This window comes from Brachybacterium netajii (SeqCode), from assembly GCF_054114245.1.
In genome coordinates this window covers 403,539-423,485 of the sequence record NZ_JBSYXB010000003.1, presented here as the reverse complement: position 1 = coordinate 423,485, position 19,947 = coordinate 403,539, and the positions used below count along the sequence as shown (strand labels likewise).

At 72.3% G+C, this 19,947-nt stretch carries 14 protein-coding genes; 4 read left to right on the top strand and 10 right to left on the bottom strand.

Features of this window, described 5'->3' with window-relative positions:
• Positions 1-25 precede the first annotated feature (25 nt).
• Complete coding sequence (locus ACXET9_RS09075) at positions 26-1,576, top strand: family 43 glycosylhydrolase (protein ID WP_457886230.1); 1,551 nt, start codon at positions 26-28, stop codon at positions 1,574-1,576.
• Between the two features lie 51 nt (positions 1,577-1,627).
• Here the strand turns inward: ACXET9_RS09075 and ACXET9_RS09070 are convergent, their stop codons facing one another.
• Positions 1,628-3,901, bottom strand: a complete 2,274-nt coding sequence (locus ACXET9_RS09070) for a glycoside hydrolase family 3 C-terminal domain-containing protein (protein ID WP_457886229.1) — start codon at positions 3,899-3,901, stop codon at positions 1,628-1,630.
• Between the two features lie 202 nt (positions 3,902-4,103).
• Between ACXET9_RS09070 and ACXET9_RS09065 the strand changes: the two genes are divergently transcribed.
• Entirely contained in the window at positions 4,104-6,332 is a 2,229-nt protein-coding gene (locus ACXET9_RS09065; RefSeq protein WP_457886228.1) for a beta-galactosidase, read from the top strand.
• A gap of 61 nt (positions 6,333-6,393) precedes the next feature.
• On the opposite strand, the gene ACXET9_RS09060 is transcribed toward ACXET9_RS09065, so the two are convergent.
• Together ACXET9_RS09060 and ACXET9_RS09055 are read right to left on the bottom strand one after the other, a co-directional pair.
• Positions 6,394-6,834 carry an arsenate-mycothiol transferase ArsC gene (locus ACXET9_RS09060; protein WP_457886227.1) on the bottom strand — a complete coding sequence of 147 codons (441 nt, stop codon included), beginning with the start codon at positions 6,832-6,834 and terminating at the stop codon, positions 6,394-6,396.
• 180 nt (positions 6,835-7,014) lie between these two features.
• Positions 7,015-8,436, bottom strand: a complete 1,422-nt coding sequence (locus ACXET9_RS09055; RefSeq protein WP_457886226.1) for an MFS transporter — start codon at positions 8,434-8,436, stop codon at positions 7,015-7,017.
• A gap of 236 nt (positions 8,437-8,672) precedes the next feature.
• Here ACXET9_RS09055 and ACXET9_RS09050 point away from each other — a divergent pair, with 236 nt between their 5' ends.
• The gene (locus ACXET9_RS09050; protein WP_457886225.1) at positions 8,673-9,314 is read left to right on the top strand and encodes a TetR/AcrR family transcriptional regulator; all 642 of its coding nucleotides are present in this window, start codon (positions 8,673-8,675) and stop codon (positions 9,312-9,314) included.
• Between the two features lie 102 nt (positions 9,315-9,416).
• Positions 9,417-10,178 (top strand): siderophore-interacting protein, encoded by a 762-nt coding sequence (locus tag ACXET9_RS09045; protein ID WP_457886224.1) that lies wholly within the window; start codon positions 9,417-9,419, stop codon positions 10,176-10,178.
• 38 nt (positions 10,179-10,216) lie between these two features.
• Here ACXET9_RS09045 and ACXET9_RS09040 read toward each other — a convergent pair whose 3' ends face one another.
• From ACXET9_RS09040 to ACXET9_RS09010, 7 genes are all read right to left on the bottom strand, one after another.
• On the bottom strand, positions 10,217-11,065 hold the full coding sequence (locus ACXET9_RS09040) for a sugar phosphate isomerase/epimerase family protein (protein ID WP_457886223.1): 849 nt from the start codon (positions 11,063-11,065) through the stop codon (positions 10,217-10,219).
• Positions 11,066-11,088: 23 nt separating this feature from the next.
• Complete coding sequence (locus ACXET9_RS09035) at positions 11,089-12,426, bottom strand: DUF993 family protein (RefSeq protein WP_457886222.1); 1,338 nt, start codon at positions 12,424-12,426, stop codon at positions 11,089-11,091.
• The gene (locus tag ACXET9_RS09030; RefSeq protein WP_457886221.1) at positions 12,423-13,592 is read right to left on the bottom strand and encodes a Gfo/Idh/MocA family protein; all 1,170 of its coding nucleotides are present in this window, start codon (positions 13,590-13,592) and stop codon (positions 12,423-12,425) included. The genes ACXET9_RS09035 and ACXET9_RS09030 overlap by 4 nt, the downstream gene beginning before the upstream one ends.
• A gap of 420 nt (positions 13,593-14,012) precedes the next feature.
• Positions 14,013-14,876, bottom strand: coding sequence for an ATP-binding cassette domain-containing protein (locus tag ACXET9_RS09025; RefSeq protein ID WP_457886220.1), 864 nt, complete (start codon positions 14,874-14,876; stop codon positions 14,013-14,015).
• 56 nt (positions 14,877-14,932) lie between these two features.
• The gene (locus tag ACXET9_RS09020) at positions 14,933-16,825 is read right to left on the bottom strand and encodes a dipeptide/oligopeptide/nickel ABC transporter permease/ATP-binding protein (RefSeq protein ID WP_457886219.1); all 1,893 of its coding nucleotides are present in this window, start codon (positions 16,823-16,825) and stop codon (positions 14,933-14,935) included.
• Positions 16,822-17,763 (bottom strand): ABC transporter permease, encoded by a 942-nt coding sequence (locus ACXET9_RS09015; protein ID WP_457886218.1) that lies wholly within the window; start codon positions 17,761-17,763, stop codon positions 16,822-16,824. The genes ACXET9_RS09020 and ACXET9_RS09015 overlap by 4 nt, the downstream gene beginning before the upstream one ends.
• A gap of 155 nt (positions 17,764-17,918) precedes the next feature.
• A complete protein-coding gene (locus ACXET9_RS09010; RefSeq protein WP_457886217.1) occupies positions 17,919-19,475 on the bottom strand; it encodes an ABC transporter substrate-binding protein in 1,557 nt (518 codons plus the stop codon).
• Positions 19,476-19,947 lie beyond the last annotated feature (472 nt).

Here is a 19,947-nt window from a genome sequence, read left to right as displayed (position 1 = left end):
CGGCCCCCCATCGAGAAGGACGCCCATGCCCGAGAACCTCGGCCTGCCCAACCCCCTGATCCCCGGCTTCCACCCCGACCCCAGCATCTGCCGCGTCGGCGAGTGGTACTACCTCGCCACCTCGTCCTTCGAGTACCTCCCGGGGATCCCCGTCTTCCGCTCGCGCGACCTGCGCAGCCTCGAGCTGATCGGCCACGTCGCCGTGCGCGAGGGCCAGGTCGGCGTGCCGGGCGTGCCCACCGGCGGCGGCGTCTGGGCGCCGACGATCCGCCATCACGACGGCCGCTTCCACCTCGTGGTCCCCGACATGATGGGCACCGGCCGCGGGAACATCCTGTTCACGGCCGAGGATCCGGCCGGCCCCTGGGACGACGGCGTCGTGCTCGACGTCCAGGGCATCGACCCCGACATCGCCTGGGACGAGGACGGCACCTGCTACGTCACCATGTCCGGCTTCCTGCTCGACGAGGAGACCGGCACCCTCACCCACCAGGGCATCACGCAGGTCGTCATCGACCCCGCGACCGGCGCGGCCCTGACCGAGCCGATCCGCCTGTGGTCCGGCACCGGCGGCATGTTCCCCGAGGCCCCGCACCTCTACCGCGTCGGCGAGCACTGGTACCTGATGATCGCCGAGGGCGGCACCGAGCGCGGCCACAGCGTCACGATCGCCCGCGGCCCCTCCCCGCAGGGCCCCTTCACCGGCGCGCCCCACAACCCGCTGGTCACGGCCCGCGGGACCGACCATGCCGTGCAGAACAGCGGCCACGGCGACCTCATCGAGCTGCACGACGGCTCCTGGGCGCTGGTGCTGCTGGGCACCCGCCCCCGCTCCTCCACGCGCGCCTGGGCGCCCATGGGCCGCGAGACCTTCGTGACGCCCGTGACCTGGGTCGACGGCTGGCCGCATGCCGAGCCGGTGCGCCTGGACGACCGCCATCCGGCGATCGCCGGCGAGGTCTCGCTGACCGGCGAGGTCCCCGCCGCCGTCGACGGCTTCGACCCGGAGATCGTCGCCGTGCGCCGCTTCCCGCGCGAGATCGCGGATGCGTCGGCCCGTCCCGGTGCGCTGCGGCTGAGCGGCCGCGGCGTCGGCATGGACGACCTGCGCCCGGACTTCCTGGGCATCCGCCAGACCACCGAGGCCGCCGTCGTCGAGATCGCGATCGACCCGCGCGCGGGCGTCGGCGGCCTGGCGATGCGCTACGACGAGCAGACCCACCTCGACCTCGAGGTGCGCACAGGCGAGGTCGCCGCGACCATGCACATCCCCTCGATGCAGCAGACCTGGTCGGTGCCCCGCCCCTCGGGTGACGCCCCCGTGCGGCTGCGCCTCGAGGCGCGCCCGCCCGCCCCGGGCGTCGTGGACATGCTCTCCTCCTGCGACGTGCTGATCGCGTCCGTCCACGACGGCGCGGACTGGGTCGAGATCGCCCGCGTCGACGGCCGCTATCTCACCTCGGACTTCTGCGAGTCCTTCACCGGGCGCATCGTCGGCCCGTACGCGCGCAGCGGCGCGATCGACGTGCTGTCCTGGACCTTCAGCGGCCAGGACGTCCAGCGCGTCATCCGCTGAGCGGGCCGCGCCCGGCCGGCACTCCGGGGCCGACCGGGCGCCGTCGGCCGATCAGTGCGCGTTGACCGCGTCCAGGAACTCCTGGATCTCCTCGCGCGAGAAGCCGCCGAGGCCGGTGAGGCGGCCGACGGGGATCTGCTCGCCCATCTTGCGCATCTCCGGGTCCTGGAACAGCGGGGTGCGGGCGATCAGCGCCTCGAGCTTCTCGGCGCCGCCGGGGATCTCGGCGATCTCCAGCGGGGTGGTGGAGAAGGTGGCCTCGAGGACGGGCTCGTCGCCCGCGAGCACGATCTCGGCGCTCCCGCGCAGGTCGCGACTGGAGGCGCCGACCTCGACCCGGTAGGTGCCGGCCTCGACGGCCCAGGCGCCCGCACGGGTGCTCCAGTACTGCAGCTCCGTCGCCGGGATCTCGATGCGCAGGCGCTGGGAGGCGCCCGCCTCGAGCTCGACGTCGGCGAAGCCCTTGAGCTCGCGCGGGGCGCGGGCGATCCGCGAGTCCGGCACCGAGACGTAGGCCTGGACGATCTCGCGGCCGGCGCGGTCGCCGGTGTTGCGCACGGTGACCTCGACGGCGATGCCGTCGCCCGCGGCCTCGACCGCGACGTCCGTGTGCTCGAAGCTCGTGTAGCTGAGGCCGTGGCCGAAGGGGAAGGCGACCTCGGTGCCGCGGGCGTCGAGGCCGCGGTAGCCGACGAAGAGGCCCTCGCCGTAGGTCACGCGACCGTGCTCGCCGGGGAAGTGGAGCGCGGAGGGCACGTCCTCGAGGCGCAGCGGGATCGTCTCGGCGAGCTTGCCCGAGGGGTTCGTGCGGCCGAAGAGCACGTCGGCCGTGGCCTCGCCGCCGGCCTGGCCGAGCAGCCAGGCCTCCAGCAGGCCGGGGACGGAACGCAGCGTCGGGGAGAGGCGGATCGCCGAGCCGTTGGAGAGGACCGCGACGACGCGGTCGTTGACCGCGAGGACGTCCTCGAGCAGGCGCTCCTGCGCCGCGGGGAGCTCCATGTCGGTGCGGTCGTAGCCCTCGGACTCGACGTCCTCGCCGAGGCCCAGGAAGAGCACGACCGCGCTGGCGCCGCGGGCGAGCTCGACGGCCTCCGCGCGCAGCGCCTCGTCATCGGCGGAGGCGTCGGCGCCGTCGGCGGCACCCGCCCCGGGGGCGAAACCGCGCGCGAAGGGGACCTCGCCGGCGATCGCGCGGATCGCGTCGAGGGCGGTCGACAGGCGGGTGGGGTTCACGTGCGAGGAGCCGGCGCCCTGGTAGCGGGGGGTCGCGGCGAAGTCGCCGATCACCGCGAGCGGACGGCCCTCGGCGTCGGCGCCGCTCTCGGGCAGGGGCAGGATGCCGTCGTTGGCGAGCAGGACGATCGCCTTGCGGGCGGCCTCGAGGGCGACCCGATGGTGGTCGTCGGCGTCGTAGCTCGCGTCCTCGTCGTGCGCGGCGGCGGACTTGCGCAGCAGGTCCAGGACGAGGCCGGCGGCGCGGTCGACGTCCGCGGGGTCGATCTCGCCGGCGGCGAGCGCCCGGGCGAGCTCCGCCTCGGCGCCGGGATCGGCGGGCATCTGCAGGTCCAGGCCCGCGGCGACGGATGCCGGTCGGTCGGTCACGGCGCCCCAGTCGGAGACGACCAGGCCCTCGAAGCCCCACTGCTCGCGCAGCACCTCGGTGAGCAGGAAGCGGCTCTGCGAGACGAGCTCGCCGAGCACCGAGTTGTAGGAGCACATGACGGTCCACGGCTGCGCGCGGGTGACGACGGCGCGGAAGGCCCGCAGGTAGATCTCGTGGAGCGTGCGCTCGTCGACGGAGACGTCCACGCGCATGCGGTCGGTCTCCTGGTTGTTCAGCGCGAAGTGCTTGACGGAGGTGCCGACGCCCTCGGCCTGCATGCCGTCGACATAGGCGACGGCGAGCTCGCCGGTGAGGTGCGGGTCCTCGGAGAAGTACTCGAAGTTGCGCCCGCACAGCGGGGAGCGCTTGATGTTCATGCCGGGGCCGAGCACGACGGCGACGCCCTCGGCGAGCGCCTCCTTCGCGATCGCGCGGGCGACGGCGGCGGCGGTCTCGCGGCTCCAGGTCGCCGAGAGGCCGACGGCCGGCGGGAAGCAGGTCGCGGGCACGGAGTCGTTCAGGCCCAGATGGTCGCTCTCGCCCTGCTGGGCGCGCAGGCCGTGGGGACCGTCGGTCACCATCACGCCGGGCAGTCCGGCCGACGGGGCGGCGTTCGTGTGCCAGAAGTCGGCGCCGCCGGTCAGGGCGATCTTCTCGGCGTCGGTCAGCGCGGCGACGGCCGGAGCGGCGTCGGTCAGCGCGGCGGCAGGCAGATCGGTCATGGAGTCCTCCTCGAGCGTCCATCGGGTGTCACGCGTGAGGTTACACGAGTAATCCCTACCGGTGGAAGGGGTGTGGACCACCTCTTATCTACTATCTACTCAGTAGATGGGTAGACTGCCGGGACCGACCTGCTCGGCCCGACGCACTCCCTCCGCAGCGCCCGGCCCGGGCGACCTGCTCGCGCGATGAAGGGTGACCGCCATGGATCGACTGCTGTACGGAGCCGCCTACTACTCCGAGTACCTCCCGTACGACCGCACCGCCGAGGACGCGGCGATGATGACGGCGGCCGGGCACAACGTCATCCGCATCGCCGAGTCGACCTGGTCGACGCTCGAGCCGCAGCCCGGCGTCTTCGACTTCACGCATGTGGACCGCGCCCTCGAGGCCGCCCGCGAGGCGGGCCTGTCGGTCATCATCGGCACCCCCACCTACGCGGTGCCGACCTGGCTGGTCGCCTCCTATCCCGACGTCCTCGCCGAGACCGACGCCGGCCCGGGCCGCTACGGCGCGCGCCAGATCATGGACATCACGCATCCGACGTACCTCTTCCACGCCGAGCGCGCGATCCGCGCGCTGCTCGAGCGCACCGCCCATCACGAGCACGTGATCGGCTTCCAGATCGACAACGAGACCAAGCACCACGGGACCGCCTCCCGCGGCGCGCAGCGCGCCTTCGTCAAGCATCTGCGGGCGCGCTTCGACGACGACCTGGACCGTCTCAACGACGCCTTCGGCCTCGCCTACTGGTCCAACCGGATCGACGCCTGGGAGGACTTCCCCGACGTCCGCGGCACGATCAACGGCTCCCTCGGCTCCGCCTGGGAGGCGTTCCGCCGCTCCCTCGTCGACGACTTCCTGGGCTGGCAGGCGGGCATCGTCGCCGAGTACGCCCGCGAGGACCAGTTCGTCACGCAGAACTTCGACTTCGACTGGACCCCCGGCTGGTCCTACGGCCTGCAGCCGGCCGTCGACCACTTCTCCGCCGCCCGCACCGTCTCCCTCGCCGGCACCGACATCTACCACCCCACCCAGTCGCGCCTGACCGGCAAGGAGATCGCCTTCGGCGGCGACATGACCCGCTCGATCAAGGGCGGCGCCAACTACCTCGTCCTCGAGACCCAGGCGCAGGGGCAGATGGGCTGGCTCCCCTACCCCGGGCAGCTGCGCCTGCAGGCCTACAGCCATGTCGCCAGCGGCGCCCTCGGCGTCATGTACTGGCACTGGCACTCGATCCACCACTCCTTCGAGACCTACTGGAAGGGCCTGCTCAGCCACGACTTCTCGCCGAACCCGACCTATCTCGAGTCCGGCCGCGTCGGCCGCGAGTGGGCCGCGCACGCCGCGTCCCTGACGGGGCTCGCCAAGCGCAACCGGGTGGCGATCATGGTCAGCAACCGGGCGCTGACGGCGCTGCGCTGGTTCACCCTCGAGACCGGCTTCATCGACGGCGTCTTCGGCTCCTCGATCACCTACAACGACGTGCTGCGCTGGGTCTACGACGCCCTCTTCGACCTCAACGTCGAGGTGGACTTCATCGCCCCCGATGACGAGGACCTCGGCCGCTACACGATGATCCTCACCCCCGCGCTCTACACGGCGAGCCAGGAGACGATCGATCGCCTCGCGCGCTTCGTCGCCGACGGCGGCCATCTGGTCTCGACCTTCCGCACGGCCGTCGCCGACGAGGACGTGACCGTCTGGCACGACCGCGCCCCGCATGCGCTCACCGAGACCTTCGGTATCTCCTACGACCAGTTCTCCCGGCCCGACGGCGCCCGCCTCGCCCTCGCGGGCCCGCTCGCCGGCGCCCGCCCGTCGGCCGACGCGACCGCCGCCGGCGACGCGGACGCGGCCGACGACACGGACGCGGCCGACGGCGCGGCGCCGGCCGTCCAGCACTTCCTGGAGCTGCTGCAGGTCGAGGACGCCGAGGTGCTCGCCTCCTACGACCACCCCGCCTGGGGCGGGACCGCGGCCGTCACCCGTCGGGTGCATCCGGCCGCCGGCGGCACCGGCTCCGACGCGGGTTCCGACGCCGGCACCGGCACTGCGGGCTCCGCGACCTACATCGGCGCGATGACCTCCCCGGAGACGCTGCGCGGAATCCTCGCGCACGCCCTGCGCGAGGCAGGCCTGTGGGACTGGCCGCAGGAGATCGGCACGGTCGCCGTGCGCCGCGGCACCAACGGCCGCGGACGCGAGATCACCTTCCTGCTGAACTACTCGGGCGAGACGGTCGCGCTCGCGAGCCCCGTCGCCGGCGTCTCCGTGCTCGCCGCGTCGGCCGACGAGGCGGCGGCGCACGATGCGTCGTCGGCTGCGACGTCGGCGAGCGGGGCCGGCGCGAGCGGCGCGCCCGGCGCGCCGATCGCCGTCGGCGACCCGCTCGAGATCGCCCCCTGGGATCTCGTGATCATCGAGGGCTGAGCCCCCACCGCCTCCACCGCCGCCGACGGCGCCCGATGACGGGCCCGTCGGCGGCTGTCGCTCAGCCGGCGGCGGGACCGGCGACCTCGGCGCCGAGGAGGCGGACCCGCTCGTCGAGCTGATCGCGGATCAGGCGCATGCGCTCCTCGCCGTCGATGCCGCGCTCCGAGGGCTCATCGAGGATCCAGGTCTCGATGCTCCCCGCCATCTGCGGCACGGGCTCGACGACCGCCTCGTCGCCGATCACGACGACGCGGTCCACCGTGCGCAGCAGGACCGGGTCGATGGGCTTCGGGCGCTCGCCCTCCATGCTGGCGCCGACCTCGGCGACCGAGGCCGCGGACAGGGCGTTGAGCCCGGAACCGGGCTCCGTGCCCGCCGAGTGGACCTCGACGGCGTCCCCGGCGCGCCGACGCAGGAGCGCCGCCGCCATCTGCGACTTCCCGCCGTTCTTGACGCAGACGAACAGCACGGACGGGACGGACGGGGTCTTCTCGACCATGGCGCGGCTCCTTCTCGACGGACGCGATCGTCCCCATCGTGAGGACCGGCGGACGCCGGCGCAAGCCGCGCCCGCCGCCGCCCCTCGACGGCGCGACGCCCTCCCGATCCGCGGCCTCGGGCCGAGGATCGGGAGGGCGTCGCGCGTGATCGGGAGGGCTTCCCTCGGGGAGGGCGGAGGTCAGTGCACGCCCTTGATGCGGGTGATCGTGAAGGCGCCGAGCACGGCCGCGAGGATCGAGACCGCGAACACCGCCGAGTAGCCGCCGGTCGCGACGACGATCGCCGAGGTGATGAGCGGGCCGACGGTCTGGCCGGCGGTCGTCGAGAGGTTGAGGATGCCGAGGTCCTTGCCGGCCTCCTCCTCGCTGGGGAGCACGTCGACGTTCAGCGCCTGGTCGACCGAGTTGTAGACGCCCTGGCCGAAGCCGGCGATCGCGGCGAACAGCAGGATGCCGGCCGTCGTCGGCAGGATCCACGGCATGGCGACGCCGATGCCGAACAGGACGCTCGCGACCACGACGGGCAGCTTGCGGCGTCCCAGGCGGTCCGAGATCGGGCCCGAGATGAGCGAGCCGACGAGGCCCGCGACCAGCAGGATCACGGACATGGTGGCGATCGTCCGGGCGGACTCGGCGACCGACTGCCCCAGGTGGCCCTGGACGATGTAGAGCTGGTAGGCGAGGACCATCTGGATGCTGACGAGCATGAAGAAGCGGCCGACGAACGCCTTGTAGAAGTCCGGCGCATGGCGCGGCGGACGGAAGGACATCAGCACGTCGCGCAGGTCCGTCGAGGTGATGGGCAGGTCCGCGGCCGAGCGCTCGCGGGGCCAGAGGACGACGGCGATGACGCCGCCGAGGAGCATGAGCGCGCCGCCGAGGAAGAAGCCGGGGACGGTCGTGGTGATGAAGGCGGCGCCGATGAGCGCGCCCAGCGGGCTGCCGACGGCGAGGCCGGCGCCGTAGAAGGCGCTCATGGTGCCGCGCACGGCCATGGGGACGCGGTCGGCGAGGATCGCGATCGCCGGGGCCAGCATCATGTTCAGGCCCACCATGCTCAGGCAGTACAGCAGGATCATCGGCGCGGGGCTCGCGACCAGGCCGATCGCGGCGAGGGAGCCGCCGCCGAGGACCGCACCGCCGAGGACCCACGGAGCGCGCCGGCCGAAGCGGCTGCGGGTGCGGTCCGAGAGGTTGCCGAACACCAGGTTCGACACGAGCGAGACGATCGCGGTCGCCGCGTTGGCGGTGCCGAGCATGGCCTCGGGCGAGGCGACGCCGATGTCCTGCAGGCGCTGGGGCAGCAGCACCTGGGCGACCATCTGCAGGCCGACCATCCAGACCGCGCCGAACAGCAGGAATCCGGCCGCGAAGCGCAGCACCTGCCCCTTGGCGAGCGGCAGCCCGGTGTCGGGGGCGATATCGGCGGGCAGCTCGGCGGGAGCGGCGCCGGCGGCGCCGAGCGGAGAGGCGTGCGGTATCGCGGTCAGCGGGGCTCCGGCGCGCGAGGAGCCGGCGGGCGAGTCGTCGGCGGGCAGGGCGTCGGCGGCGGCCGCGGTCTCCCGCGCACCCGCCGTCGGGGTGGTCGATCGGTTGTCCATCTGTGCCTTCTTCGGTCCAGGACGGCCGGCGATCCGGCGTCATTGCCGCGGGGCCAGTGGCCCCGTCGAGTCCTCCCAGCAGCGGCCGTCGAGGGCGGCCCCGCACCCTTATCGAGTGCATACTAGGTAACGCTCTGAAACTAAGTCCGTCGAGCGCGGATGTCAATCCGGCGTCCATGTGCCCCACGCCACGCAGCGCCGGTCCCCGCCGCGTCGGCCGCGACTACTGTGTCGTCATGCCCTCCCCGACGAAGTCCCCCAGGCCGCGCATCCGCCTGACCCCCGAGGAGCGCATCGCGCAGATCCTCGAGGCCTCCACGGACCTCGTCGCCCGGCACGGCTTCTACGGGCTCTCGCTGCAGGACGTCGCCGACGCCGTCGGCCTCACCCAGCCCGGCCTCCTCCACTACGTGAAGAACAAGGACGGCCTCCTGCAGCTGCTCGTCGACCAGCGCTACGACCGCCGCTTCGACCCCGACGACTTCATCGCGACCGGCGATCCCGCCGCCATCCACCCCGACGGCGTCTCGCTGCCCGCCTACTTCCGCTACCTGGTCCGCCACAACGCGCAGGACCCGCAGCTGATCCGCCTGCACATGGTGCTCAGCGCCGAGTCCACCTTCCCCGAGCATCCCGCGCACGAGCACTACGCCACCCGCCCCTCCGAGGTCTGGGCGCTCTACAGCGCCACGACCTGGCGCCTCCCCCCGGAGATCGGCACCTTCGAGGACGCCCGCGAGCTCGTCGAGATGGCCCTCGCGGCGATGGACGGCCTCCAGCTGCGCATGTTCCGCAATCCCCCGATCGACCTCGAGGAGGCCTGGGACCGCTTCGACCGCGTCCTGTTCCCCTCCCCCGTCTGGGACGACTACCGCTGAGGCCGCGGCGCCCGTCGGCCGCACGCCGACGGACGCCCCTCGCCACCGCCCCTCCACTGGATTAAAGTAAGGCAGTCCTTACATAAAGCGGAGAGGCGGCCCATGTCCACCGAGCGAACATCGCAGCACCCTGTCGACGCGCCCCGCACGAGCTCCCCGCGGCGCGGCCTGAACGGCGTCATCCTCAAGGCTTATCGCGCCCAGGACCTGCGGCTGCGGGTGCTCTCCCGCGAGCAGCGCTCCGAGCGCCTGCTGCGGCTGACGGTCGACGTCGGCGACCTGCTCGAGCGCGACGACGTCTACCCGACCTACTGGCTGCGGCTGTGGTTCACCACCCCCGCGGGCCGCGGCCACCAGCGCGCCTACACCCTCGTCGATCCCGATCCGGCGACGGGCACCGCCGCGATCGAGTTCTACCTCCACCCGGGCGTCGCCTCGGACTGGGCACGAGGCGCCCGCACCGGCGACGAGATCGATGCGACCGTCCTCAACGGCCGCAACCCGGTCGCCGACTCCCCGACCTCCATGGTCCTCATCGGCGACGGCGCCTCCCTGCCGGCGATCCGCGACCTCCTGCGCCGGGAGCCCGGGATCACGGCGACCGTCCTGCTCGAGCGCGGCTACGCGAACGACCCCGAGGAGCTCGACTCCCCCGCCCGCGAGGGCGTCGAGGTCGCCTGGTTCGACCGCGACGGCTCCATCGAGACCGCCGCCTGGACCGCCGGCGTCGAGGCGCCGGCGGGCACGACCTTCTTCGTCTCCCTCGAATCCGCCGCGACCCGCCGCATCGGCGCCATGCTCCGCAAGCAGCTCGAGGTGCCCAAGGAGAGGATCCACGCCCTCGCCTACTGGAAGCGCGGCTGACCCGGACGCACGAGCGTCCGGGTCAGCCCCCGCTCAGCTCACGCGTAGGGCTGGACCAGCTCCGCATACCGGTCGGCGATGATGCCGACGGACTCGGCGACGGGGGTCGCCCAGACGTCCTCGTTGAAGATCTCGACCTCGATGTCGCCGGTGTAGCCGGCGTCCTTGATCAGGGTCGTGATCGCGGGGAAGTCGATGTAGCCATCGCCCATGTAGCCGCGGGAGTGGAGGGGCTCCGCCGCGAGCGGCAGGTTCCAGTCGCACACCTGGTAGCTGAACAGGCGATCGGTGTCGGCGGCGCGACGGATCGCGGCGGCGAGGTTCGGGTCCCACCACACGTGGTAGGTGTCCACGACGACCCCGGCGGCCGGGCTGCCGGAGGCCTCGGCGATGTCGAGGGCCTGGTCGATGGTGGAGACGACCGCGCGGTCGGCCGCGAACATCGGGTGCAGGGGCTCGATCGAGAGGGTGACGCCCGCGTCCTCCGCATAGGGGGCGAGGCGGGCGATGGCCTCGGCGACGCGGGCGCGGGCGCCGACGATGTCCTTGTCCTCCCGGCTGATCCCGCCGACGACGAGCACGAGCGTCGGGGCGCCGAGCGCGGCGGCCTCGTCGATCGCACGATGGTTGTCGGCGAGGGCGGCGGCACGCTCGGCGTCCCCGGCGGCGGTGAGGAAGCCGCCGCGGCAGAGCGAGGAGACGCGCAGCCCGGCGTCGTCGACGCGGCGGCGCAGGGCGTCCAGGCCGACCTCCTCGACGTCCTGCCGCCACAGGCCCACGGAGCCCAGGCCCTGGGCGGTGCAGGCCTCCAGGAAGTCCTGGATCGGGGTGGTCCTGCAGGTCCAGCGGTTGATCGAGAGGCGCGGCGTGGTGCCGTGAGCGGTCATCGGGGTCCCTCCTTCGGAGGCGGTCATCGGGCGCCTCCTGCCGAGACGTCCTCGTCCTGCCCGATGGCGCAGCCGGCCAGCCGCAGCATCGCGTGCCAGCGCTCGACCGCCAGGGCCGGGTCCTCGAGGTTACCCGTCGCGGCGGCGAGCTCGAAGGTCCGCGAGAGGTGCGGGAGGCCGCGGGCGCTGTGCATCCCGCCGATCATCGAGAAGGCGCGCTGGTGGCCGTTGAGCCAGGCCATGAACGCGACGCCGGTCTTGTAGTGGTAGGTCGGCGCCGAGAACACGTGGCGGGCGAGCTCCTCGGAGGCGTCGAGGATCCGACGGGCCTCCGCGGGATCGCCCGCGTCGAGGGCCTGCACCGCGGCGGACGCCGCCGGGGCGGTGACCGCGAAGGCCCCCAGCAGCGCATGGGAGAAGTCGCCGACGGGCAGCGACCCGTCGTCGGCCGCACCGGTGCCGTCGCCCACGATCAGGTGGGAGAAGTGGAAGTCGTCGCCGGTGAGCATGACGACGCCCTCGGGCAGGCGCTCGCGCACGGCGACCTCGGCGGCATCGTCGAGCAGGCTCATCTTCACGCCGCGAACCTTCGCGGGATCCTCGGCGATGATCCGCAGGAGGGTCTCGGAGGCGACCGCGGTGTCGGCCGCGCCGAAGTAGCCCTCGAGCTGCGGGTCGAAGGCGGTGCCGAGCCAGTGCAGGACCACCGGCTGCTCGGCGCTCGCGAGCACCCGCCGGTAGACGTCCTCGTAGTCCTGGGCCGACGTCGCCGCGCGGGCGAGATGGCGGCTGGCCATGAGCACGGCGCCCGCGCCCGCGGCCTCGGTCGCGACGAGCTGCTCGGTGTACGCCGCGACGATCTCGTCGAGGCTGAGCTCGTGCTCCTCGCGCTGGTCGGTGGAGACGCCGGCGACGACGAGGTCGCGCACCTGCGCCCCCTCCGGGAAGACCGCGGCGATCTCCGGGTCCTGCAGGGCCTCGCGGGCGGCGTCGGCCGAGCGGGAGATGAGCTCGCGCGTCGCCGCCGGGTCCAGGCCCATGTTCCGCTGAGCGGTGTCCATGGCGTCGGCGACGCCGAGGCCGCGGGACCACATGGTGCGGCGGAACGCGAGCGTCGCCTCCCAGTCGATGTCGGCGGGCGCGCCGGGGGTGTTGTCCCCGTGGACCGTCGGGATCACGTGGACGGCCGCGTAGACGGTGCGCGAGCGCAGCGGCGCCGTCGGCTTCGGGAAGGCGGCGGCCTGCCCGACGGCGATCGTGCGCAGCCCGCCGTCCTCGTCGATCAGGGTCGCCCGCAGGGCGCCCGTGCCCGCAGCGGTGACCGCGTCGGGGCCCGCGCCGGTGCTCACATCGGTGCTCATGCCGGGACCTCGGTCAGCGGCTCGAGGGCGATGCGGCGGCCCTCGGCGGAGCTGGCCAGGCCCGTCTCGGCGAGGCGGACGCCGCGGGCGCCGGACAGGAAGTCGTAGGGGTAGGCGCGGCCCTCGACGTAGGAGGCGAGGAAGTCCTCCCACTGGACCTTGAAGCCGTTGTCGAAGCCGGTCGGGCCGGCGTTGTCGGGGACCTCGATCCAGTCGCCGCGGTAGTCGTGCCCGTCCTTGACATCGGGGTTCCACACGGGCTTCGGGGTCGCCTCGCGCGGCTGGATGCGCGCGCCGTGGAGGCCGACGACGGCCGAGCCGTGCGTCCCGTCGACCTGGAACTCGACGAGCTCGTCGCGGTGCACGCGCACGTCCCAGCTCGAGTTCATCTGCACGACGACGCCGTTCTCGAGGCGGAAGACGCCGTAGGCGGCGTCGTCGGCCGTGGCGACGTACTTCTGCCCCTTCTCGTCCCAGCGCTCGCCGATGTGGGTGGCGGTCTGCGCGTAGACGTCCTCGATGCGGCCGAAGAGCTCCTCGATGACGTAGTTCCAGTGCGGGAACATGTCGGCGACGATGCCGCCGCCGTCCTCGGAGCGGTAGTTCCAGGAGGGGCGCTGGGCGGTCTGCCAGTCGCCCTCGTAGACCCAGTAGCCGAACTCGCCGCGCACGGAGAGGATCTCGCCGAAGAAGCCGGAGTCGATGAGGCGGCGCAGCTTGAGCAGGCCCGGGAGGTACAGCTTGTCGTGGACGACGCCGTTGACGACGCCGGCCTCCTGGGCGAGCTTCGCGAGCTCGAGCGCGTCCTCGAAGGACTCGGCGGTGGGCTTCTCGGTGTAGATGGCCTTGCCCGCGGCGATCGCCTTCTTCAGGTTCGCGACGCGGAGGTTCGTGACCAGGGCGTCGAAGTAGACCTCATAGTCGGGGTTCGCGAGGGCCTCGTCGACGTCGGTCGTCCAGTTCTCGAGGCCGTGGCGCTCGGCGACGGTGCGCAGCTTCTCCTCGTTGCGGCCGACGAGCAGCAGGTCGGGGACGAGGCGGTCCCCGTCGGACAGCTCGACGCCGCCCTGCTCGCGGATCGCCAGCAGCGAGCGCACCAGGTGCTGGCGATATCCCATGCGGCCGGTCGCGCCGTTGACGATGATGCCGATCCTGCGTTCTGCCATGACTGTCTCCTGTGCTGTGTCGGGCGGGTCCTGCGAGTCGAGGGGGTCCTGCGCGTCCGACGGATCCGACGGTTCGGGCGGGTCCGACGGGACGAGCCGTCGGCGACCGGGGCCCCGACGGCGGTGCGGAAGGCGTCCGTCCGTCGGCCCTGACGGCGGTAACCGCTTTCCACTTCCCCCAGTCAAGCATGCCCGGCGCAGGAGGGCAAGCGGATTCCCGGACTCGGTGCGTCCGATGCGACCGAGATCGCCCGCCGCGGGGCCCCGGACGCAGTGCAGCGCCCCGGGGGCGGACGAGCAACGACACTCGTCCGCCTCCGGGGCGCTGGTCCGGCGGGCCGACCGGGAGACGGATCCACGGCCCGGCGGGCCGAGGGGCGGAGGAGGGATCGGCTCCTCCGTCCGACGGCGGCGTGGGGGTCAGCTCACCGGGGCGATCTCGATCTCCTCGGCGTGCCGACGGCGGGCCGCGCGGCGCTCGGCCTGGCGGTCCGGATCGGGGACCGGCGAGGCCAGCAGCAGGCGCTGCGTGTAGGGATGCTGCGGGTCCTGCGTGACCTGCGCCGCCTCCCCCTGCTCGACGATCTCGCCCTTGTACAGCACGGCCACGCGGTGGCTGATGTGCCGGACCACGTCGAGGTCGTGCGAGATGAAGAGGTAGGACACGCCCGTGATCTCCTGCAGCTCGAGGAAGAGGTCGAGCACGCGGGCCTGCGTGGACAGGTCCAAGGCGCTGACGGGCTCGTCGCAGACCACCAGCCGCGGCCGCAGGGCCATGGCCCGGGCGATCGCGATGCGCTGGCGCTGGCCGCCGGAGAACTCGCGCGGCAGGCGGCCCATGGCGTCCTGCGGGAGGTGGACGCGCTCGAGGAGCGTCTGCACCCGCTCGCGCGCCTCCGCGCCGTCGATGCCCTGGATGCCGAGCGGCTCGGCGAGGATGTCGCCGACGGTCATCGAGGGGTTCAGCGAGGTGTAGGGGTCCTGGAAGACCACCTGGATGTCCTTGCTCAGCCCCCGGCGCTGGCGCCGCGAGGCGCGGCCGATGTCCTGCCCGTCGAAGCGCACGCTGCCGGAGGTCACCGGCGCGAGGCCGAGGACGGCGCGGCCCATCGTGGTCTTGCCGGAGCCGGACTCGCCGACCAGGCCGAGGGTCCGGCCCTCGCCGATCGCGACCGACACCCCGTGCAGGACCCGGAAGGGCTGCGAGAAGACCCCCTTGCCGGGGTACTCGACGACCAGGTCGTCGACCTCGAGGAGCGGGCTCCCCTCCGCGGGCTTCTCCATCGCCGGTTCTCCTTCGGGTGCGGCGCCCCGAGGGGCGCGGGTGCTCTGCAGGATGCTCATCGCGCACCTGCTGCGGTCGCTGCGGTCGCGGCGCCGACGCCGGTGCCGACGCCCGAGGCGGTCGCGGTGCCCGCGGCGTCGTCGGCCGGGGGCATCAGGCGGGTCATGGGCTCCTTGCCCTCGAGCATCGAGCCGAGCAGCATCTGCGTGTACGGGTGCGCGGGGCTGCGCAGGATGTCGCGGGTGGTGCCCGCCTCGACGACCCGGCCGGTCTGCATCACGATGACGCGGTCGCAGATGTCGGCGACGACGCCGAAGTTGTGCGTGACCAGCAGGACGCCCAGGCCCAGCCGCTCCTGGAGGGCGCGGATGACGTCGAGGACCTCGGCCTGGACGGTGACGTCCAGGGCCGTCGTCGGCTCGTCGGCGATGATCAGGTCGGGCTCGCAGGAGATCGCGCCGGCGATCAGCACGCGCTGCGCCATGCCGCCGGAGATCTCGTGCGGGTAGGAGTCCATCGTGCGCTGCGGGTCGGGCAGGCCGACGCTCGCCAGCAGGTCGAGGGCCCGCTTCCGGGCCTCCTTGGCGGAGATGCCGAGCACCTTGGTCATGGGGCGGATGAGCTGGTGGCCGACGGTGAAGGCCGGGTCCAGGTTGCTCATCGGCTCCTGCGGGATGTACGAGATGCGCTTGCCGCGCAGCGCGACCATGGCCGACTGGTCGACCTCGGTGTCGCCCTCGCGCACGGTCCGCACGCCGTCGAAGACGATCGAGCCGCCCGCGATGATCGCGTTGTCCGGCAGCAGGCCGAGGACCGAGAAGGCGGTCTGCGACTTGCCCGAACCGGATTCGCCGACGATGCCGACGACCTCGTTGCGGTCCACGTGGAAGCTGACGCCGTCGACGACGACCTTGCGTCGGCCTCCGGCCTGCGGGTACGCGACCCGGAGGTCGACGACGGAGAGCAGGTGCTCCTCGGCGGCGGCCTCGAGCGCGGCATGCTGGGCGCTGCGGGCGGCGGGGGCGACGGCTGTGATGGCCGCGGTGCTCGTCGACGCCTTCGTCGGCTTCTTCTCGACGATCACCTCGAGGTCCTCGAGGGAGTCGCGCAGGGCGTTCCCGAAGAGCACGAAGCTGCCGATGACCAGCATGATCGCCAGCGACGGCCATACCACGTTCAGGGGCTGGCGGTAGATCGAGCGGAAGCCGTCGGAGACCATGACGCCCCAGGTGGGGACCGTCGGGTCGCCGAGACCGAGGAACTCGAGCGCGGACTGCACGGAGATCGCGACGCCGCAGCTCATGGCCGCCTGGATGATGATGGGCGCCCGGACGACCGCGAAGATGTGGCGGCCGATGATGCTGCGGTCGCTGAGGCCGGAGACGCGGGCCGCGTCGACGTAGAGCTCGCCGCGGACCGACTGCACCGCGGTGCGGGTGAGCCGGAAGAATCCGGGGCTGAGCAGGATCCCGAAGACCACCATGGCGAGGTAGACCGAGGGGCCGACGGCCGCGCGGAAGGCCAGCAGGACGATGAAGCCGGGCAGCGCCATGATCACGTTGACGACCCAGCCGGCGAGACCGTCGAAGATGCCGCCGTAGTAGCCGGCGATGAGGCCCGAGGGCAGGCCGATCGCGATCGCGACGGCCGCGCAGATCGCCGCCGACAGCAGGGTCACGCGGGCGCCGAACAGCAGGCGGGAGAAGATGTCGCGGCCGGCGCTGTCGGTGCCGAGGAGGTGCTCGCCGCCCGGGGGCAGCAGCACCGAGGACAGGTCCGCGACCTCGGGGTCGTGGGGCGCGATCAGCGGCGCGAGCAGCGCGCCGACGAGGATCACGAGGAAGACGGCGGCGGCGACGATCGCCATCGGGTTCTTCGCCAGGCGCCTCAGCGGGGAGGAGCGCAGGACGCCGGGGGGCGTCGCGACGGGGGCGGCGGTCTCGCTCATGCGGCACGCACCTTCGGGTTGAGCCATCCGTTGAGGATGTCGACGATCAGGTTGACGACGATGACGATGACGACCGTGTACATCACGACCCCCATCACCAGCGGCAGGTCGGACTGGGTGGTGGCGTCCACGGCGAGCTTGCCCATGCCGGGGATCGCGAAGATGCTCTCGATCACGACGACGCCGCCGAGCAGGCTGATGAACTGCAGGCTCAGCACCGTCAGGCCCGCCGGGGCGGCGGAGCGCAGGACGTGCTTGAACAGCACCTCGCGCTCGCTGATGCCGCGGCTGCGGAGGGTCCGCACGTAGTCCTGCTCGAGCTGCTTGATGAACGCGCTGCGGATCTGCTGCGCGGCGCTCGCGACGCCGTTGATGACCAGGGCGATCACCGGGAGCGTGAGCGAGGTGATCCAGACGGCGGGCGAGGAGGTCGCCCGGATCTGCGAGGTGGCGTCGAACCAGCCGAGGTTCACGGCGAACAGGGTCACCAGGAACACGCCGATGATGAAGCCGGGCAGGGCGCTGCCGCCGACGGCGCCGATCTGGACGACGCGGTCGATCCAGCCGCGCCGCACCGCCGCGGCGACGCCGAGGACGGTGGCGGCCACGGCGATCAGCGCGACCGAGACGATGACCATCACGAGGGTGACGGGCAGGCGGGAGGCGATGGCCTCCATGACGGGCTGGCTGGTGAACCAGGAGCGCCCGAAGTCCAGCCGGAGGGCGTCGCCCATCCAGGAGGTGAGCTGGACGAACAGCGACTGGTCGAGGCCGAGCTCCGCCTGCTTCGCGGCGATCTGGTCCTCGGTGGCCTGGTCGCCCAGGATGTTGCGGGCGATGTTCCCCGAGCCCGCGAACAGCAGGGCGTAGGCGAGGATCGCGACGACGAACAGGACGACGGCTCCGGACAGGAGCCGGCGGGAGATGAGTCTGAGCATGATGTCCTCTTCCCCGGTGCGCATTCCTCGTCAGCATTGACGGGACGGCGCACCGGAACGGTTCTCACGGCATATCCGTCCGACGGCGCCGGAATGCGGGGGCGGGTCGATGTTCCGCCCCGCGCATTCCGGTCCGTCGGTCGACGGGAATCCGGTCAGAGCACCGGCTCGTAGTTGTAGATGGACGGGACGGCCATCTGCGTCTGCGCCACCGGGGTCACGACCGCGGCGTCGTAGAAGTAGAGCTGGCTGGGCCGGTAGAAGGGCGCGAACCATGCGTTCTCCACGAGATAGCGGTTCATGGCCTGCGCGGCCTCGACGGCCTCGTCGCCGTGGATGCGGATCTCCTCGATCCACTCCTCCATCTCGGAGGTGGTGCTGTCGAAGGGGTTGTAGAGCACCTCGGGCTTGATCATCTGCGAGATCGCGACCCAGGTCGGGCCCTGGAAGAGGTTGAACCAGGCGGCCGCGTACTTCGCCTGCCCGAGCTCGCCCTGGTAGTCGATCGAGGGGACGGAGACCTGCTCCACGGTGATGCCCACGTCGGAGAGCTGCTGGGCGACGAAGGTCATGATCGTCTCGCCGCCGGGGGTGATGGTGGGCATCTGGATCGTGACGCCGTCGGCGTAGCCCGCCTCGGCGAGCAGGGAGCGGGCCTTGTCGGGATCGTAGGTGTAGTAGCTCTCGAGCTCCTCGTCGTAGGCGCTCGCGTCCGGGCCGAAGACCTGGCTCGAGACGGTGCCGTGGCCGAGGACGAGCTCCTGGAGGAGGGACTCGCGGTCGAAGGCGAAGTTGATCGCCTGGCGCACCTTGGGGTCGGCGAGGGCCGGGTTGAGGTCGCCGTCGCGGTCCATGAGCAGCAGGCCCGACCAGTCGGTGGGGTACTCCAGCAGCGTGCTGCCGGAGCTCTCGGCCTGCTCGAAGGTCGCGCCGTCGACGAGAGTCGCGTCGACCTCGCCCGCGACCAGCGCGTTCACCCGCGCGGTCGCGTCCCCCATGATCCGCAGCTCGATGCGGTCCCACTTCTGCAGGTCGGGGTTCCAGTAGCCGTCGCGCGCCTCGAAGACGTACTGGCCGCCGACGACGGACTCCTCCGCGACCATGGTGTACGGGCCGGAGCCGACGGGCAGCTGCTGGATGCCCTCGCCGCCGATCGCGTCGGGGCTGCCCATGAGGCCGAGCGCCTGGCTCAGGTAGTACTCGAGGGCGGAGTCGGGCTCGCTGAGCGTGATCTCGACGGTGTCCTCGCCGGTCGCGGCGACGGACTCGATGGCCGCGGCCTGCGAGGCCTGGCGGCCGTTGCCGCCGCGGAAGTTCTCGATGTTCGCGACGACGGCGTCGGCGTCGAAGGCGGCGCCGTCGGAGAAGGTGACGTCGGTGCGCAGGGTCAGCGCCATGACGAGGTGGGAGTCGTCGGTGTAGCCCCACTCGGTGGCGAGCATCGGGGCGAGCGTGCCGTCGGGCTCGCGCAGCAGCAGCGTGTCGTAGACCGCCTGGTACGGCTGCAGCGTGTGGCCGACGTGCGCCTGCGACGGATCCCAGGACAGGGGCTCCTGCAGGGCACCGAGGCGGAGGAAGGCCCCGCGGCCCTCGACGCTGCCGGCCTCGCCGCCGGATCCGCTCGACGCGCTGCTTCCGCATGCGCTGAGGGAGACCGCGGAGAGGGCTCCCGCACCGAGAGCTCCGGCCATGAACATTCTGCGTGACGCCATCGTCAACTCCTCGTCAGGGCGCCGCTCTCGCGGCATTCGTCCCATGAAGCGTGGGGTCATTCCCACTCGGCGTGAACAACACCATCGGAGGTCGATCCTGAAACACCGGTTGCCGGGAGTTGCCCCTGTTTCAGGAACAGGCGTGACACTCCCGAGACATGACCTCCCGGTAGAACTCCAAGGTCAGCGGCACGGAATACGGCTACGGAATGATCACGCGGAAGCAACACGTGGCAACATTCGGCAATTTTCGACGGAAGTAGCCAGCGCTGCGGCCCATGGAACTCGCCTGCTCTGCAACGCAGAAGACCCGATTTCGCGAGTTGCCGCGCATGCGCCCGCGCGCCTCCGCGCGGGTGCGCGCGCACGAGACTCGCGCGCGCGACGTGCACGAGGCGCCCGCGGGCGCCCGCGGGGAGCCCGCGGGGCACCTGCGCGGCGCCCCAGCGGTCGATCGCGCCCCCTTCCCTCC

Excerpts from the sequence above, each read along its gene's own strand:
- ACXET9_RS09030 (WP_457886221.1), bottom strand. The coding sequence starts at position 13,592 with ATGGCAGAACGCAGGATCGGCATCATCGTCAACGGCGCGACCGGCCGC.
- ACXET9_RS09045 (WP_457886224.1), top strand. The coding sequence starts at position 9,417 with ATGTCCACCGAGCGAACATCGCAGCACCCTGTCGACGCGCCCCGCACG.
- ACXET9_RS09075 (WP_457886230.1), top strand. The coding sequence starts at position 26 with ATGCCCGAGAACCTCGGCCTGCCCAACCCCCTGATCCCCGGCTTCCAC.
- ACXET9_RS09015 (WP_457886218.1), bottom strand. The coding sequence starts at position 17,763 with ATGCTCAGACTCATCTCCCGCCGGCTCCTGTCCGGAGCCGTCGTCCTG.
- ACXET9_RS09070 (WP_457886229.1), bottom strand. The coding sequence starts at position 3,901 with ATGACCGATCTGCCTGCCGCCGCGCTGACCGACGCCGCTCCGGCCGTC.
- ACXET9_RS09055 (WP_457886226.1), bottom strand. The coding sequence starts at position 8,436 with ATGGACAACCGATCGACCACCCCGACGGCGGGTGCGCGGGAGACCGCG.
- ACXET9_RS09060 (WP_457886227.1), bottom strand. The coding sequence starts at position 6,834 with ATGGTCGAGAAGACCCCGTCCGTCCCGTCCGTGCTGTTCGTCTGCGTC.
- ACXET9_RS09035 (WP_457886222.1), bottom strand. The coding sequence starts at position 12,426 with ATGAGCACCGATGTGAGCACCGGCGCGGGCCCCGACGCGGTCACCGCT.
- ACXET9_RS09025 (WP_457886220.1), bottom strand. The coding sequence starts at position 14,876 with ATGGAGAAGCCCGCGGAGGGGAGCCCGCTCCTCGAGGTCGACGACCTG.
- ACXET9_RS09050 (WP_457886225.1), top strand. The coding sequence starts at position 8,673 with ATGCCCTCCCCGACGAAGTCCCCCAGGCCGCGCATCCGCCTGACCCCC.
- ACXET9_RS09040 (WP_457886223.1), bottom strand. The coding sequence starts at position 11,065 with ATGACCGCTCACGGCACCACGCCGCGCCTCTCGATCAACCGCTGGACC.
- ACXET9_RS09065 (WP_457886228.1), top strand. The coding sequence starts at position 4,104 with ATGGATCGACTGCTGTACGGAGCCGCCTACTACTCCGAGTACCTCCCG.
- ACXET9_RS09010 (WP_457886217.1), bottom strand. The coding sequence starts at position 19,475 with ATGGCGTCACGCAGAATGTTCATGGCCGGAGCTCTCGGTGCGGGAGCC.
- ACXET9_RS09020 (WP_457886219.1), bottom strand. The coding sequence starts at position 16,825 with ATGAGCGAGACCGCCGCCCCCGTCGCGACGCCCCCCGGCGTCCTGCGC.